18 protein-coding genes are annotated in these 14,419 nt (G+C 63.6%); 1 reads left to right on the top strand and 17 read right to left on the bottom strand.

Features of this window, described 5'->3' with window-relative positions; genetic code table 11:
- Positions 1–187: 187 nt before the first annotated feature.
- Genes ABC766_RS00405 through ABC766_RS00390 form a run of 4 tightly spaced genes read right to left on the bottom strand, consistent with a single transcriptional unit; the run spans position 188 to position 3,277 of the window.
- Positions 188–1,378, bottom strand: a complete 1,191-nt coding sequence (locus ABC766_RS00405; RefSeq protein ID WP_345820532.1) for a baseplate J/gp47 family protein — start codon at positions 1,376–1,378, stop codon at positions 188–190.
- A 2-nt stretch (positions 1,379–1,380) separates the two neighbouring features.
- The gene (locus tag ABC766_RS00400) at positions 1,381–1,776 is read right to left on the bottom strand and encodes a hypothetical protein (RefSeq protein ID WP_345820529.1); all 396 of its coding nucleotides are present in this window, start codon (positions 1,774–1,776) and stop codon (positions 1,381–1,383) included.
- On the bottom strand, positions 1,776–2,654 hold the full coding sequence (locus tag ABC766_RS00395; RefSeq protein ID WP_345820528.1) for a hypothetical protein: 879 nt from the start codon (positions 2,652–2,654) through the stop codon (positions 1,776–1,778). Before ABC766_RS00395 ends, ABC766_RS00400 begins: the two co-directional genes overlap by 1 nt.
- A complete protein-coding gene (locus ABC766_RS00390) occupies positions 2,654–3,277 on the bottom strand; it encodes a Gp138 family membrane-puncturing spike protein (RefSeq protein WP_345820526.1) in 624 nt (207 codons plus the stop codon). Before ABC766_RS00390 ends, ABC766_RS00395 begins: the two co-directional genes overlap by 1 nt.
- Positions 3,278–3,710: 433 nt before the next feature.
- On the opposite strand from ABC766_RS00390, the gene ABC766_RS00385 reads away from it, so the two are divergent.
- Positions 3,711–4,061 carry a hypothetical protein gene (locus tag ABC766_RS00385; RefSeq protein ID WP_345820524.1) on the top strand — a complete coding sequence of 117 codons (351 nt, stop codon included), beginning with the start codon at positions 3,711–3,713 and terminating at the stop codon, positions 4,059–4,061.
- A gap of 1 nt (position 4,062) precedes the next feature.
- Here ABC766_RS00385 and ABC766_RS00380 read toward each other — a convergent pair whose 3' ends face one another.
- From ABC766_RS00380 to ABC766_RS00320, 13 genes are all read right to left on the bottom strand, one after another.
- Positions 4,063–6,576 (bottom strand): hypothetical protein, encoded by a 2,514-nt coding sequence (locus tag ABC766_RS00380; RefSeq protein ID WP_345820521.1) that lies wholly within the window; start codon positions 6,574–6,576, stop codon positions 4,063–4,065.
- 45 nt (positions 6,577–6,621) lie between these two features.
- Positions 6,622–7,587: a hypothetical protein gene (locus ABC766_RS00375; protein WP_345820518.1), complete on the bottom strand. Its 966-nt coding sequence runs from the start codon at positions 7,585–7,587 to the stop codon at positions 6,622–6,624.
- Positions 7,584–7,901, bottom strand: coding sequence for a phage baseplate plug family protein (locus tag ABC766_RS00370; RefSeq protein WP_345820516.1), 318 nt, complete (start codon positions 7,899–7,901; stop codon positions 7,584–7,586). Before ABC766_RS00370 ends, ABC766_RS00375 begins: the two co-directional genes overlap by 4 nt.
- 1 nt (position 7,902) lies before the next feature.
- Positions 7,903–8,661, bottom strand: coding sequence for a phage baseplate protein (locus ABC766_RS00365; protein WP_345820514.1), 759 nt, complete (start codon positions 8,659–8,661; stop codon positions 7,903–7,905).
- A 316-nt stretch (positions 8,662–8,977) separates the two neighbouring features.
- Positions 8,978–9,706 carry a GIY-YIG nuclease family protein gene (locus tag ABC766_RS00360; protein ID WP_345820512.1) on the bottom strand — a complete coding sequence of 243 codons (729 nt, stop codon included), beginning with the start codon at positions 9,704–9,706 and terminating at the stop codon, positions 8,978–8,980.
- A gap of 12 nt (positions 9,707–9,718) precedes the next feature.
- Entirely contained in the window at positions 9,719–9,889 is a 171-nt protein-coding gene (locus tag ABC766_RS00355) for a hypothetical protein (protein ID WP_345820508.1), read from the bottom strand.
- A gap of 17 nt (positions 9,890–9,906) precedes the next feature.
- Positions 9,907–10,362: a phage tail assembly chaperone gene (locus ABC766_RS00350; RefSeq protein ID WP_345820506.1), complete on the bottom strand. Its 456-nt coding sequence runs from the start codon at positions 10,360–10,362 to the stop codon at positions 9,907–9,909.
- A gap of 5 nt (positions 10,363–10,367) precedes the next feature.
- A complete protein-coding gene (locus ABC766_RS00345; RefSeq protein WP_345820505.1) occupies positions 10,368–10,838 on the bottom strand; it encodes a phage protein in 471 nt (156 codons plus the stop codon).
- A 16-nt stretch (positions 10,839–10,854) separates the two neighbouring features.
- Positions 10,855–12,369, bottom strand: a complete 1,515-nt coding sequence (locus ABC766_RS00340) for a DUF3383 domain-containing protein (protein WP_345820503.1) — start codon at positions 12,367–12,369, stop codon at positions 10,855–10,857.
- A gap of 56 nt (positions 12,370–12,425) precedes the next feature.
- On the bottom strand, positions 12,426–13,052 hold the full coding sequence (locus ABC766_RS00335) for a phage neck terminator protein (protein WP_345820501.1): 627 nt from the start codon (positions 13,050–13,052) through the stop codon (positions 12,426–12,428).
- A gap of 12 nt (positions 13,053–13,064) precedes the next feature.
- Positions 13,065–13,445, bottom strand: coding sequence for a hypothetical protein (locus ABC766_RS00330; RefSeq protein WP_345820500.1), 381 nt, complete (start codon positions 13,443–13,445; stop codon positions 13,065–13,067).
- 4 nt (positions 13,446–13,449) lie between these two features.
- On the bottom strand, positions 13,450–13,956 hold the full coding sequence (locus tag ABC766_RS00325) for a hypothetical protein (RefSeq protein ID WP_345820498.1): 507 nt from the start codon (positions 13,954–13,956) through the stop codon (positions 13,450–13,452).
- Positions 13,957–14,418 carry a DUF4054 domain-containing protein gene (locus ABC766_RS00320; protein ID WP_345820496.1) on the bottom strand — a complete coding sequence of 154 codons (462 nt, stop codon included), beginning with the start codon at positions 14,416–14,418 and terminating at the stop codon, positions 13,957–13,959. It lies immediately after the preceding gene.
- Position 14,419 lies beyond the last annotated feature (1 nt).

Here is a 14,419-nt window from a genome sequence, read left to right as displayed (position 1 = left end):
AACCAAGTTGGCGACGCCTTGTCGCTAGTCAGCACATTCTCGACGATCCGCCAGACAGGATGCCCGTCAGGGCAGGTCAGGACATCCCCAGGGCGTGCGAGGATCACGCCCTCAGACCTCGGCGCGGCCGCTCGGATGCAGGCATCATCGGAGATGCGAGCTGCACGAGGATAGCGTGAGCTGACATTCATGGCACGATGCTCGTCGTCACGCTGTCGGGCGCGCAGGTTGCGCGCTCGTCATAGGCCAAGGGCACATCGGCCTGCAGTGGCACGTTGCCATTGCGAGCGATGGCGAGCGAGATGATCTCGTAGCCCATGCCCTCGACCGTTCCGTTGAGCTTTGCGGGCACATAGGCTTGATCGCGGTAGACGCTGTTGCCGATGCCGAGTGCGTTAGTCCAGTCCGAGAGAGCCGTCCGCACGTCCAGATCCGTCTTAGCCGTGTAGGAGGCCAATTTGCGGACCTGGAGGGCATACGAGATCGGCACCTCGACCGAGCGCGAGAAGGCGATGTTGCGCACGATGCCGGCGGCGTCCGTGCTCTGCATCACCGTCGTGCCGTAGGTGCCGGCGTTGCCCTTCTTGCGGCGGATGATATCGGCGATCACCTGAGCGTCACCGCCGTCGATCACAGCGCAGATGGAGTGCCCCGGCAGCCCGTTCGCATCCGTGTAATCGGTGTCGTTCTCATACATCCGGCAGCGGATGGCGCCGGTCACGGCCAAGAGAGTGCCGTAGAGCCCTTCCAAGAGGCTCTGAGACGGGATCGCGGTCGAAACGGACTGGCGCTGCCGAAGCGCGCTGTCGCTCTCTACGGGCTGCCCTGGCGCGGCGGCGGATAGGTTCGTGACCGACTGCCAGCCGCGGGTGATGGTGGCGATGGAGCCTTTGCCGTTAGCGGTATCAATGGCCCCGGGCGCGAGAGCGATGGCGCCGAGCGTGACACAGGTGCCGGTAACGGTGATCTGTCCCGCGTCGGGGATGGTGAAATCGGGTAGCGACCACTGGTTGCCGACAGGGTCGGTGATGACGCCGCCGGGCACAGTGATGCCGGCCTGCCCGACGTTAAGAAAATCGCAGGTCGAGAAGGTCGCGCTCTTGCGCCGGATGCCGTTGATCTTGACGTTGGAGGAGAGGCCCGCGCCTTGCGCCGTGGAGGGCGAGAAAGCGTTGTAGGCCGCCAGCGTCTCGCCGTTCGCATCGTGGATGCCGGCCGCCAGCAGAGCCATGAACTGGCCATCCTGACTGGCCGCGTCCAGGATCATATCTGCGCCATAGATCGCCCGGTAGGACGCCTGCACGTAGGCGAGGCAATCCGCAAAGGTCGGGCGGATACAGCCGGCAGCCGTGATCTGGCAGACAGGGGTAGCGCCCATGCTTAGCGACCGTTCTCCACCTTGACGGTGATGTTGGCGGTGTTGGCGCCCTGCCCCGCGAGGTAGGAACGCGAGTAGACGGTCTGGATCGTGGCCGAGACGGTCAGGCCTCGGGTCTGGCGATCAAGGACGCTGTTGTAAGCCTCGATCTCGACGACACCTGGGGTATCGAGGATGCGAGCCTGTAGGGCGGGATCGCGCAACCCTTCGGTGCGCTTGCCGAGCACCTGTTGCTCGTAAGGCGTCCCTTGCGTGGCATCCAGCCACCACTGCCCTTCCCAGAGGTTCAGCCGGGCTTCGACGAGGACGCCGACCACTTCGGGCACGTCGCGCCAGATGGAGGCTTGGTCGCCTCCGAAGACCATATCGCCATCGGACGAGACCTTGCGGATCCGCATCAGTCGTCTCCGAGCGATGTCATGGACGCCACGTCCACCGCATCGTGAACAGTGTGGGCGATCTGGGCCGCCAGAGAGGCCGCCATGGCTGCCGCAGGCGCAGGCTGGACGATGGAGGCCAGAACGCCCTGAAAGCCGGTGGCGACGCCTTCCTGGCGATATCCATCTGCATCAAAGGTCGGGGGCACGGCGAGCGCCCCGGCGACCGTCGCAACAGTCGTGATCAGCGGATGCATCTGCTCCCCGTAGGCGAGAGCTGCGGCCGAGCCTGAGGTGACGCTGCCGATCGTGGCGATCTGGCCGAGAACGTAGTTGGTCGCGTCGTTCGGGTTTATCGTGCCGGCGACGACCTGAGAGACGACCTGCGGCAGGACGGTGTTGATGCTGCCGAGGAAGCCGCCCTGTGTGAGCGGGCCGGTGACTGCATCCATCGCCGCGGCAGCCGGAAGGCCGGCACCGGCCATGTCCGCCGTGTTGGCGTGGCCGATCATGGCGAAGAACCCGGTCGCTCCGTTCGTCAGGCCAGCGAGGTTGTCGCCCGCCGCCTGCAACTGACCGAGCGCGTTGCCGAGGCCGGAGCCGCCGGTCAGCGCGGAGATGAGCCCCGCGGGTCCACCGCCGGCCATGCCCTGAAGCTGCGAGACCATCCCGCCGAGCTGGCCTTGGATGCCCTGCGTCAGCCCAGCCATCGGGTTCTGCATTACTGACGACAGATTGCCGTCCTGCAACACCTTCTGCATCAGCCCCTGGAGGCCCGGACCACCGTCGAGCCGCTTGGTGACGCCGAGCTTTTCGATGAAGAAGGTGGCCGCCTTCATCAGCGGGGCGCCCCCCTGAAGCTGTAGGTTCTGGCCAAAAGGTACGAAGCCGCCAGCCATCAGCAGTTGATCAGGATCTTGGAGGCGACGTGCTGGATCGTCTTGGCGTCTACCACTTGGCTGGATCCGTCCTTCTGGGACTGCACGGCCATGCCGTTAACCTGATGGGCGCTCTGCTCGCGGACGGCGGTCACGGCGCTCTCGCTGACGTCGTGAACGGTCTTCTTATCGTCGGTCCGGGACTGCATGGAGTCCTTGGACACGCCCTTGAGTTTGCGCGGCAGGGAGCGGCCGCCCGGCACGTACCAGCCATCGCTGAGCGAGTGCATGCGGGCATCAACTGCGGCCTGCTCGCCGCTCTGCTGATACCAAGCATCCAAGGCCCGATCAGCTACGATGAAGATGCCTTCGTCGCCTTTCTTAAGCGGAACGGTCTTAGTGAGCGTGCCGCCGCCAGCATGCTTGACGACGACGTCCGAGACCTGCGGCATGGAGAAGGTCGAGAGCGTCCCATCGGCAGCGCGCCTGACCAGCTTCGTCTGCGCCTGCACCTTAACGCTGTGACCGTCCTCGCTGTCCTCAGAGAGCGCTACCGGGATGGCCGTCCGGATGCGCGACTGGATGTCGTCGGCAAGGGTCTCCAGCAGTTCGGTCTCGTCGAAGAAGCGGACGCGGGGATCCATGGTCGCTCCTTTCCACCTCGGGCCCGCAGCGTGCTATGCACGTCACCATGCGCAACATTGCAACTGCCGTTTTAATGCTCACTTGGATTGAAAGCGCCTCGGCAGCGCCGATCCCTGAGCACGACGTTGAGCGGGCCTGCTCCACGCTAGTTGACCGCACCCTTGTGGCGGCATGCATCCGGTCCGAGCAGAGCAACTACGACTATGTTAAGTCAATTTGGCCCGCGTTGTCGTCTCAAAGGCAGACGCTCTGCTCCAAATTTTCCGAGGATCTCGGAGCAAATTATTACGCTTTCTACAAGGCTCTTGCGAACTTCGTTTCAGCACAAGCAGAGGCGGAGAGGGTCGACCGAGATAGCTCAGGCCCAACGCCTCGCTTCCGGCGGTAGCACGAGGGCTTGGAGAGAGCGTGTGAGCCATCTATCTCTATGCAATGCGCTACGCCCTTGCCGCCGTGATCCTCGCTTTCGTCACTCAGCCGGCAGCGGCGCTTGACACCCGCGTGGGTGGAATAAGCGGCCCGTGGGTAGTCACCGAAATTCTGACCGACCAGAACACCGGCCACGGTGGCAACCTGTCCGACCGCACCTATCTGGCCGCTCGCCGCTGCGGGCTGGACGTGTCGGTTTACCCATCTGAGCAATTCGGCGGGCTAGAGGCTGGCCTAACTATCGTCGGGGTCGGCCCATACACCCGCGACACTGCGGCCGAGTCTGATCTTCGCCGCGTCCGGCGGTGCGTGCCAAAGGCATACATCCGCCGGCTACTTCATTTCGGCGAGTAGCCTATCGCGACGCGCTCTGCGCATTCTCAAGCGCCTGCATGCTGACACGAGCCGCCGACTTCTCGAACATATCGGCTGTCGTTCTCGGATCGCCGCTCCCGTGGATATCCACCTTGAAGCTGTTGCTCACCGTCAGGTCGCGGCTGGACGTGTTGTTGGTGATCGACGACGCGCCCATCGGAGAGGATCCAAGCGCGCCGTTCACGTCGAAAGAGCCGGGGCCAGTAGCGCCTAGGCGAGGCAACCGAGGCATGACGATCGGAGCGGAAGCCGCTCGGCCGCGCGCCGCCATACCGGCCGCGTGCGCTCTGCGCACCCAATCAGGCGCGTTGGCAGAGGATCCGCCTGCGCCCCATGCGGCCGGCGAACCGCCGCCGACGTGGATGCCGCTCTCACCCATATAGCCGGGCCCAGACCCGACGCCGTTCGCCCCAGCCTTCACGCTCTCGCGGATGAAGGCCTCCATCTTGGAGCGGTCGGCATCGTTGTTCATCGACAGGAAACGAGGCTTTCCGTTCTCATCCAAGACGTACAGCTTCAGGTCTGCCGAACCGCCGTGGTCGTGCCGATGGCTGCCAGTATGGCCAGGGCCGCTTTCATCCTGGCCGCCCGAGTAGATCTCGGCATTGACACCCGCGGCTATGGACGCCGCGCGGATCTGATCGCGGAGGGTATCGGCGATATTCTGACGCCGGTACTTCGCGCTAGCCTGTCGCTGTAGCACGCCACCGACCCCGTTAACCGGAGCCACATCGCCCGCAACCTGCCGACCGGTGCCGCTCACAGTTCCCGGGGCCGCCGCCGGGATCCAACCTTCCTTCCGCTGCTGCGCGTCAAGGAAGCGACTGCGCTGATCCGGCGTCAGGTCCGCCAGCTTCGTGTTGACGTCCACGCCCGCGGCTTTCGCCATCTGCGCCGCATAGCCGACCGGGTCGTTCCCGTCGCTGCCGGGCGCCCAGCGTGCGATAGCCTGCGCAATCGTCAGATCCTTGTAGCCCTTGCTGTTGAACAACAGGGACTCTTGAGCCTTCCGTCCCGTGGCGTAGTCAGGGAAGGTCGCGAAGCCGGCGTCGTCCTTGCCGGTCGCGCCCATGCTATCAGCGAACGCCCCAGCCTTGATATTCCCTGGGTTGTTGTTGCGGAACGAGCGCGAGCCGCTACCAGCCGCGGGTGCATCCTTGCCGCCGAGCGCCTTGGGCGCCATCCGCTGCCAAAGCGTGCGGTCGTCAGGCGGTACCGTTCCCGCCGGCCCGGCATCGGTACGCGAGTTGTAGCCGCTCGCCTCCGCGCCGCCGATGACCTTGCCCAGGAGCGTGCTCGGCCACGTGGCGAGCGGGTTGTCGATCGTCAGAAGCTTGAGCAGCCGCCAGAGCGGCGAGTTGACCAGATCCTGCGAGAACCGGGTGATCCGCTGGATGGCGTCGCCGATCCCAGTCAGACCGTCTTTCCAAGCGTCGAACGCCTTCTGTTTCTCCTTGTCCTCAAGCGTGCCGGCAAGACCCCGAAAGAACTCATCGGCCTTGTTGCCAACCAGTTCGATCTTGTCGCCGATCCACGTGATAAACTGCCCGATCTGCTCCTGATTGGACTTGAACCATTCCGTGATGCGCTCAATCCACGCCGTGAGGCGGGGGACAACGGCGGTCAGCAATTTGCTGAAGCCGACTTCCGCCGTGACCGACAGCGTTCCTAGCGACTGCATCAGCTTCGCGCTGGCGTCGCCGGCCGCCTTCTCATCAAGATTGAATGCCTTCACGGCCTTGGCGCGCTCGGCGTAGTACCTCTTCACGCCCTCGGATTGGCGGACCATCAGGTCGTATTGCTCTTCGCTGATCCCGAGCATGCCGGCCTGAAGCGCCCCCACCTCGCGCCCGTTCTGGGCGTTGAGAGCGGCTACGGTATCCAGCATCTGCTGGGCGCCGTCCTTGGTCATGTCGACGCCAAGGCCCTTCACGAAGCCTCGCAGGCCCTCGTTATTGCGCAGCTTCTGCTGAAAGCTCTCAACGGCGGAGACAGCTTCGCCAGCCTTGCCACCAACCTGCGTGAACGCATGCTCGAGGTTCTTGAGACTTTCGACAGACGCGCCGGTTCGTCCCGAGACGTAATGCAGGCGATCAAAGCCGCCAACCATACCGCCGATGGATGAGGACACGGCCGTCGCTACTCGCGTGACCACATCCAACAGAGCCATGTATTTGGTTACAGAGAAGCCAATGGCTTCGGCCTGCTGCCTAGAACTCTGCTGATGCGCCCGGACCTTCAGCGCCTCAGCTTCCGCAACCTTTGCGGCCGTTTTGGCCGCTTCTAGCACCTCGCGATGTTGCGCAGCCTCAATTTCAAGAGCATAGCGGACCGACGCTTTGGCCCCTTCGGCCTTTGCTTTCTCAATCCGGGCTTCGCTGTCCTTGACCGCTTTTTCAAATTTCGCGTAACTATTTACAGCTCGCGCCTGCGATCCTTCGTCCGTCTTAAACGAGACGAGCGCGAAGAAATCGGCAATGTTGAAGCCAGCCATATAGGCGCCCTCAGTGTGCCTGCGGCGAGACGAGAGCCCTGGATCTCATCGCTGGCCCTGCGCGGAATAGTTACTGTCAATGCCTCGGCTTGCCATCGCAACCGGGATATTGTCGCCGTTTCTTATGCCGATAAAGTCCGTGGCGAAATCGTTGCCGCGCGTATCACCGCGGTGGCTGACTGTCAGAATTTTATACAGACCATCTGTCGCGATTTTTGGCAGCATCTTGTTCGTCACGTCGCCGGCATAACTCACATCAATCGCCGCTCGCTGGATGCTACTCTCATTTATCTTCACAAGGCACGTCGGGACAATCTGTCCGTTAAGGATCGCTGTTCCCTCTATCCCTTGGATCGTCTGGATCGGCCATCCTAGCAATCCAGTCTGGCTATTCAGAACGATTGCTCCGCCCGGCTTGGCCTTGGTGTTAGGGACGATTTGCAGAGTGCCGTTCTGGATGCTCCACGATGTCTGAGTGGCTCGGCATACTTCCCGCAGCAACTTATTGGCATCCCCGGCATAGGTAAACCCACGCGGGAACTTGATGCCCGGCATCAGGTCGCAGATGTAGCCAATCTTTACCCCGAGATCGCGAAAGCCTTTGAACGCTAGTTCAGCGCGGTCCTTCATCGTGTGGCCGGCATTCAGCGCCCCAACCGCCACGGCGTAATTGCGCGGCATGCTTTTGTCCGTCACCAGCAGATCAAGAACTCGATCCGTCACGCTCTCACGCAGGTCCCTTGCCTGCCGTATCTCGCCGTCGAACAACAGGAATTCGCCGCCATCCACATAGCCGGCCGACAGTTTGCAGCGCCTATTCTCGTAAAAAGCCGGCTGTGACGTTGCCGTACTAAGATTGCTGACCAGAAGGTGAAGCACGTTGGGCGTGCTGGCGTCACGCTGCTGCGTTAGAAAGCGGATGCGAAAGCCTTCGTCTCGCTCACCATCATAGTGGAAGGTCGGCCCTCCTTCGATGGCTGCCGTGAGCGTTCGCAGATACTGCAGCGTCATGGGGCCACGTAGTACAGGTGGGACGTGACGCCGAGACCGTCGAAAGTCGGCACCTCGCCCGCGCCGCGATCCGTCGTCACGAGCAGCGCGCCGGGGATGCCGAGGTAGCGGTACTGCGAGAGCAGATCGACGCCCGTCACCATCGGGATGCCGGCGACGAGTAGCGCCCCGTTCGCGTCGCCGATGTCGAGCGCCCAGCAGCCGTCCTGCGCGATGTTGTAGGTGAGCCGCATGTTGTAGGTCACGTCGCTCAGCGTGACGCTGAAACGCTGCGCTTGCGACGGCTTCAGTGGGATCTCGACAGCAGTCGGCACGTCAGAACCCCGGGTTGCCGGCGCCGAAGATGTTCAGCGGCTGGGCGGGTTCGGGTCCTTGGTTCAGGATCTCGCCGGTCTCGCCGTCTTGGATGGTCATCTCGCCGACGTCGACCGAGTAGTTGGATGCGCTCAGGCCGCTCAAGCCTTCACCGACCGCACCGCCCAGCCCAAGATCGCCGGGAGCCGCCGTGCTGCCTGGGCTGAAAGCCCCAGAGAATGCCTGAGGGCCCACGTCAGTAGTTGCTACGCTACCGCTGTTGGTGACGCTGCCGGTTGAAGCTGGGTTCGCCTGGTCCGAATTTGCACCCGGCGCAGCAGCGCCGTTCTGCTGACCGCCAGTCGTCTGCGTCGAGGTCAGGATGACCTCCTGCAGAGCCACGACCACAAGCGCGGCATACTCGCTCTTGTCGTCGGTGGTGAGCGCGAGGCCGCGCATCAGCATATTCGCGTAGCGCCTTTTCCCCGTATAAACCGGGAACGGGCGCCGCTCATCCTGCAGCCGGCGCAGGCGATCGTAGACCTGCCGGGCGTAGCCCATATAACCGGCGGTCGAGTCCGACCAACCGACCCGCATCTCCAGTTCGGCAGGCCGCTTGAAGGCGTGGTCAGTGATCGCGGCCCCCTTCTCAACGGGGTGCTGCGTGATGATCAACTCGTCGCGGTGGATCTCTTCGAACACGACATCCGGGATGATGATGTCGATTGCCCGGGAGGATGGGCGGAAGAGCGCGTCAGTGATTGCGCCGAGCAGGGCCATGCGTATCCTTGAGGCTCAAGCTCAGACCGGTTCGACGAACTCGATGGACGCGGTATCTAGCTTGCTCCCGCCGCAACGAGGCAGACATGTCCGCACCTACTCCTAGCGAAACGATCGCCATGAAGGCCGTCCTAGCGATGCTAGTGACCTGGGTTGCGTCGCAAACGAATGGCCCAGCCGCCTCAAATGCCAACGTCGAGAAAATGCGTAGGCGATCCGAGGATATAATAGCCCGCATGACGCACAGCGGATTTGGAGATTTTGAGACTCAGCGTGACGAGGCTCAGCAGATCGCTGCCCAGTTATTCCAAGGCATTTATTTCACCTGAGCCGCGCGGCTTCTGAGGCGCCTTGTCTCCCAAGCTTTCCTCCGCGCCTCGGATCGTTGCTCGGGGGTCTGAGCGGCGACCACCTTCTTCGCTCTTGCGCTCAACCCTTCGGCTCCGAGCGTGGCAACGGCCCTCTTGGCTCTCAGGCTTCGCCCTTCGGGGCCAAGGGTGTCGTTCGCCCGCTTTGCCTTGGCTCTCCGCTGCGCTTCATCTAAGCGTTTGACCAGCGCCAACCCCATCGCAGTTCGCTTCTCTGCTGGGATTGCCGCCCTGGCTCGCGCCAGCTTCGCATGCACGGCTTCGCGACCCAGAGTGACGGCGGCTTTCTTTGCTCGCGCGCTGCTGCGGGCAATCTCCGCTTCCTCATCAGTCGCGCGCCTAGAGGCGACGAACGCTACAGCGAGGCGCGCAATCTCCGGCTGATCATCCCCGCCGGCCGTAAGGTTGTACCCTCGCTCCGGATCGTTCGTGACGCCTGCCGCAATGGCCTCAAATTCGGCACGCTTTGCATCATCCAAAGCATCGAATTCGCCGATGATGTCGAAGCTGAAATTATCGACACCGCACTCGCGCATCGCTTGGTGGAGCGAGAACCCACGGCCTGAACGAGCGTAGGCCTTGTGTGTCTTCCAGCGAGAATGCGGGTTGATGGTCCTGCCGATGTACGCCTTGCCGTCAAGGCCGTTGCCGATGCGGTAGACGACAAACTTGGGCATGATGACCTAGAGCTATCCGCTCTTCTGAGCGTCCCTAGCTCTATACTCGTTTTCAGTCGAATAAGCCATCGCTTCGTTAATTTCCGCGATATGCTCGATCGACAGAGGGCCTTCCAGCAGGTCAGTGTAGCGGTAATACCCCAACGGGATCGGAGCCATATAGAACTCCTCGCCGTCTTCCATGCGAGCGAGATCTATGTCTAGGCGGCGACCGCGTTGCTCAGGCGAGCGGCTACCCCTTGAAAAAAAGGGCCGTAGTTGTCCTGCACGACCTCCTTCACGATCTCCAATTCGGACATCATGTCGAGGTCGAACATGGAGCCGCCTGGGCCGCGCAGCTTCGACCACTTACCCGAGAACTCGTCCTGTCGCACGTCGACGACTGCGAGGCAGTTATCAAGGATGTAGTTGGCGTTCTCGTCGGTTAGGGTACCGATTGCCGCGATGAAGTCGAGGCCGGCGCTGACGGCGGCTTCCTGCGCATTGCCCGTGATCGGTTCGCCCGCATCCTGCGCCATCTTCACCTTCATGCTGGCCATGATCGCAGACTGCATGGTCGGCAGGATCGGAGCCATGCGGCGCATGACGTGGAACTGCGTGCGGGCAGGCATCATGCCGGAGCGGTACTGGCGGCCGTTGACCGAGAACTCAGCCATGAGGATCAGCCCTGCACCAGCGAGCCGTCGCCGAGCACCGAGTCGATGTAGATGAAATTCATCACCCACTCGTTGGTGTTGCCGTCCTCGGCATAGGTGACGTTCGGAGCCTTGCCGAACGCGCCGGCCCGGCACTGATAGTCGTCGCCCCAGTAGGGGTTGGTGAGCGTCAGGATGTTGCGCCCGGTGAATGCGCCGCCGACGAGACCGCCGGCCTTCTGGGCATTGCGCATGTCCATCAGCTTGCGGTTGATCGGGCTGTTCTTGAGAAGGCGGATCGTAACCCGGCCGGCACGGGAAGCGCGGGCCGAGTGCATGCCCGTGCCGTCGGCGCCGCCGAGCATCGTGGAGTCATCATCGATCATCTCGATCGTGATGCCCTCCTTGGCGACGCCGCCTTCAGAGACCGAGAAGTTGCCGCCGGGGCCCTCAATAGCGGCCTGAACGTCGATGAACGAATAAGCGATGGGATCCATAGCGTGCGGCCCCGGGTCAGCGGTTGAGGAGGGCAGAAATGGTGATCAGGTGCACGGCGCCGGCGAGCGTCAGGCACACCTGGAAGGGGACCGACTTGCGGGCATACCGATCTGCGTCGCTCTGCGTGGAGACCGCAGGCGCGAAGATGTAGAAGCCGGAGGTGAGCGTATCGCCGGTCTTGAGCGCGCCGATGCTCGGCCCTGTCCAAACCCGCCCGCCCGCGACGAACCCGTTGTTGACGGCGACCTGACAGGCGGCAGTGATGACCGCCTTGATCTGGTTCATGCCCGCATCGGTCTGCGGGATCTTGGTCGGCGAGAGGTAGAGCAGGTTGTAGACGTCGGTTTGGATGCGGTTCTGCAACCAGTCGGCGCCGTGGCGCTCATCGAAGTAATCGCCGTTCGCCATCTTGCCGGCGAACACGATGGCCGTGCCGTTGTTGACATTCGTGAAGACGTTGTAGTTCTTACGCTGAAGCGTCGCGAACTGGCTCTCGGTGATGTTCTCGGCGACGACACCCGGCTCGCGCTTATAGGCCAGCGTGATCGTGGTGTTGGAGCCGGAGAAGTCCACCGTCGCGGCGCGGCCGAAGATCGACTGTGCCGCATACGGATTGTTGCCCGAGAACTGGTAGTAGGTCCGGGCGAGGTTCAGGGTCTGAAGCTGGCTGCCGAGATCGGCCGACGTAGTGCTGTCCAGCGCGTTCGTGTTCTGGATCGTCAGCCCGTAGATGCGCGACTGGGTCGTGCTCAGGCCCTCGATGAAAGTCGCAGCAGCGATATGGTCGGCATCGGCCGGAGGCGTGGCGGTGGCAACCTGCAGCGAGTACCAATCGCCCGACCGGTCTGCGAGCGCAGCCACGGCCGAGACAAGGCTTTCCGCGGTCTGCCCGATGACGGGCGCCGAGGCGTCCGCGCTGGTGAAGTGGAACAGCGTGGACACGTCGGTGCCGCTGGCGGGCGAAACCGCCGACCCGTAGCTGACCGAAGAAGTCGGCCCGGTGGTGCCTGACGTGACCGTGAAGCGCTTCTGGACCGAGTCCCATTTCACAGTGGACCCGCTGGCGACCGCCGCCAGAGCCGTCTGCAGGATCTGCGCGACGCCGTTCAGGTTGAGGGCGCCCGAGAAGTTCAGGGCGGTCAGATCGCGCTGTGTGCCATCGACCGAGATCCGCAGCGAGCCGTTGGAGATGGCCGTGAAGTTGCTCAGAAGCTGCTGCGACGGCGTCAGCACAGCGCCGTGCAGGTTGCCGGCCGTGGCGCTCTGGGCCCAGCGACCGACGTAGAGCTGAGCGGGCTGCGGGTCTTGGCTGAAGTGCAGGGTGGCGGCCAAAGTCTCAGGGGCGGTCGTGCCGAAGTCCTGCGCGACACCGTCCAGCGAGGTGTAGAGGCGCAGCCGCTCGGCGACGTCGATCACGGCGGGGGTCGAGCCGACGACGAGGCCGTTGCCGAACCCGCGATAGAGCGCAGCGGCGGGCTGAAGTGAGACGGAGACGCGGACGAAGTCGGCGACGTTGAGGCCAGCAGCCATAGCAAAGCGCCGTCGACCGGCGTCCCTGGTAGGTGGATCGGGATTGGTGGAGAGCGTCAAGCGCCGGGAGGCGGGACGGTGCTCAGCGGGTCGGTAATAGCGCCCGAGCCGTTCACGCCAGTGAGCTTGCCGGACAGCACAGCGACGTTGCGAATTTCGTATCGGCGCTCAATCGCCTGTACGAAGCGTATCGGCAGGTCGGCTCGGCGGCGGTTTGAGCTATTGACGATGTCGGGCACGCGCCGGATCGTGTCGGACGAGAGAAAGTTGAGCCCCTGCCCTCTCATCGCCTCGCGGTTCTGAGGCACACAGAGGGCGTCAGAGGCGAGATTGGCGTAGTAGTCGCTGTTGGGGCCGCAGAAGCTGGCGAGGACGCTCAGGCGCGCCGAGCGGCGCAGGATCGTGTAGCCGACACCATCAGGCACGTGGATCTGGGCCGGCATCGCGTCGGGGTCGAAGTCGGTCACCTCGATCGCGCACCAGTCCTTGTCGGCGCCCGGGATCGTGGTGACGGGCTTGCCCGTAATCGGGTCATTCGGCTGCGTGCGGGGCCGGACCATGTTGGCCGGCAGTCCCGTGATGCCCGCCATAATCTGCTGAAGGAGCTTGTCGAGGGCGAGATCTGCGGCCGGGGGCGGCGACGTCGGGACAAGGTAGCCGCCGCTGGCGCTATCGTTCGCCATGCTGTGTCTCGTCTACAGTGCGGGATTGACGCCGATCAGCGTGCAGGCCGCCTGTCGGATGCCGATGCCGCCCTCGGAGAAGTCAGCGACCCGCTGCACCGAGTAGAGGCGCCCGCACCACTGGATCGTGTCAGAGGCTCGGTTTTCAGACCCGGCAGACAGAGGCTGGCTGGTGACGACCATGATGGCACCCGAGAGGTTCTGCCCCTCAAGCATTCGGTTCAAGGTCTCGCTCTGCGATGGGTCAACGGCGCCCGAGAAGGGGATCGCGTTGTGAGACGGCTGTGGGGTGCCGCTCTCATCGACCGGAGCGACCGTCTGGATCAGGAACAGGCTATCGTTCCTAAAGAACTGGAGTTGCGGCACGAAGGCCACGAGCGCGGCGAGCTGCATCGGGCTACTTCTTCTCGACGCGGTATGTGACGGCTTGCTGAAGCTGCAGCGTGTCCTTCAGCGGGTCGGTGCTGGAGTTGCCGCGAGCTTGGCGTCCGGCGATCGTGCGGGGGGCCAACGCCTTGAAGGGACCGCTGTCGATCTTGGCTCGGACCGCATCGCGGCCAACCACGCCGACCGCCTCCAAGCCCTGGGCAACCGCGCCGCCGTTCGACGCCGTGGTCTTCAGCGCGGCCACGTCCTTGAGGGCGTTGACCGCTGCTTGTTTGAGGATACTTACCGCCGCGGGCTGGGCATCGCGCAGGCCCGGCACAAGAAACTGACGGGCCGGAATGTTGTGGGCCGGAGAACCCGTCTCCATCACGTAGCCGATCACGGCATTCGATGGGGCGTTGGGTTCACGCCGGGCCGGGCCGTCCGCAGGAATGCCGATCAGCACGCGCTCACGGGACATGGCGAGGACCGCCCGCACGACGAGCGGGAAGCCAGCGCCGAGCACTTTGAGGGCCACTTAGTAGAAGCCCCAGTCCCAGCCTGGGATCATGCCCGCGACCGCCACAGGCGCACTCGCCACCGCGACGGGCGGCTTGTTGCGCCGGAGCAGTTGCAGGTAGCGCCGGCCGTAGTCGGTCGCCGAGAGGCCGTTCGTGGCCGCGTACTGCTGCGCGTTGGCGAAGGACTCGCCGGACGCGAACGACACGCTTACCGGTCCCACGCTGACGCTACTGAGCGGTCCACCGGTGGTATAGGTAGACCCATCCGGTAGCGTCAGGTTCTGAGCGCCCGTGAACTCCACCGCGAACAGGTGCGCGGCGTAGGCGAGCATGGCCGGCTTCTGGTCGGCCAGGATCCACGTCTCATCCACCGCCCCCGTCGCCTCTTGGAGCAGCAGCCCGATAAGCTCGTCGCTGCGACCCTGGAGGTTCGGGTAGCGGGCTTTGAACTCCGCTACGGTCGGGGGCTGGAGAGCCATG

The organism is Methylobacterium fujisawaense (genome assembly GCF_039619325.1).
Lineage (GTDB): Bacteria > Pseudomonadota > Alphaproteobacteria > Rhizobiales > Beijerinckiaceae > Methylobacterium > Methylobacterium fujisawaense.
The sequence above is the reverse complement of the archived record's forward strand: the minus strand, read 5'-3'. Positions and strand labels throughout refer to the sequence as shown.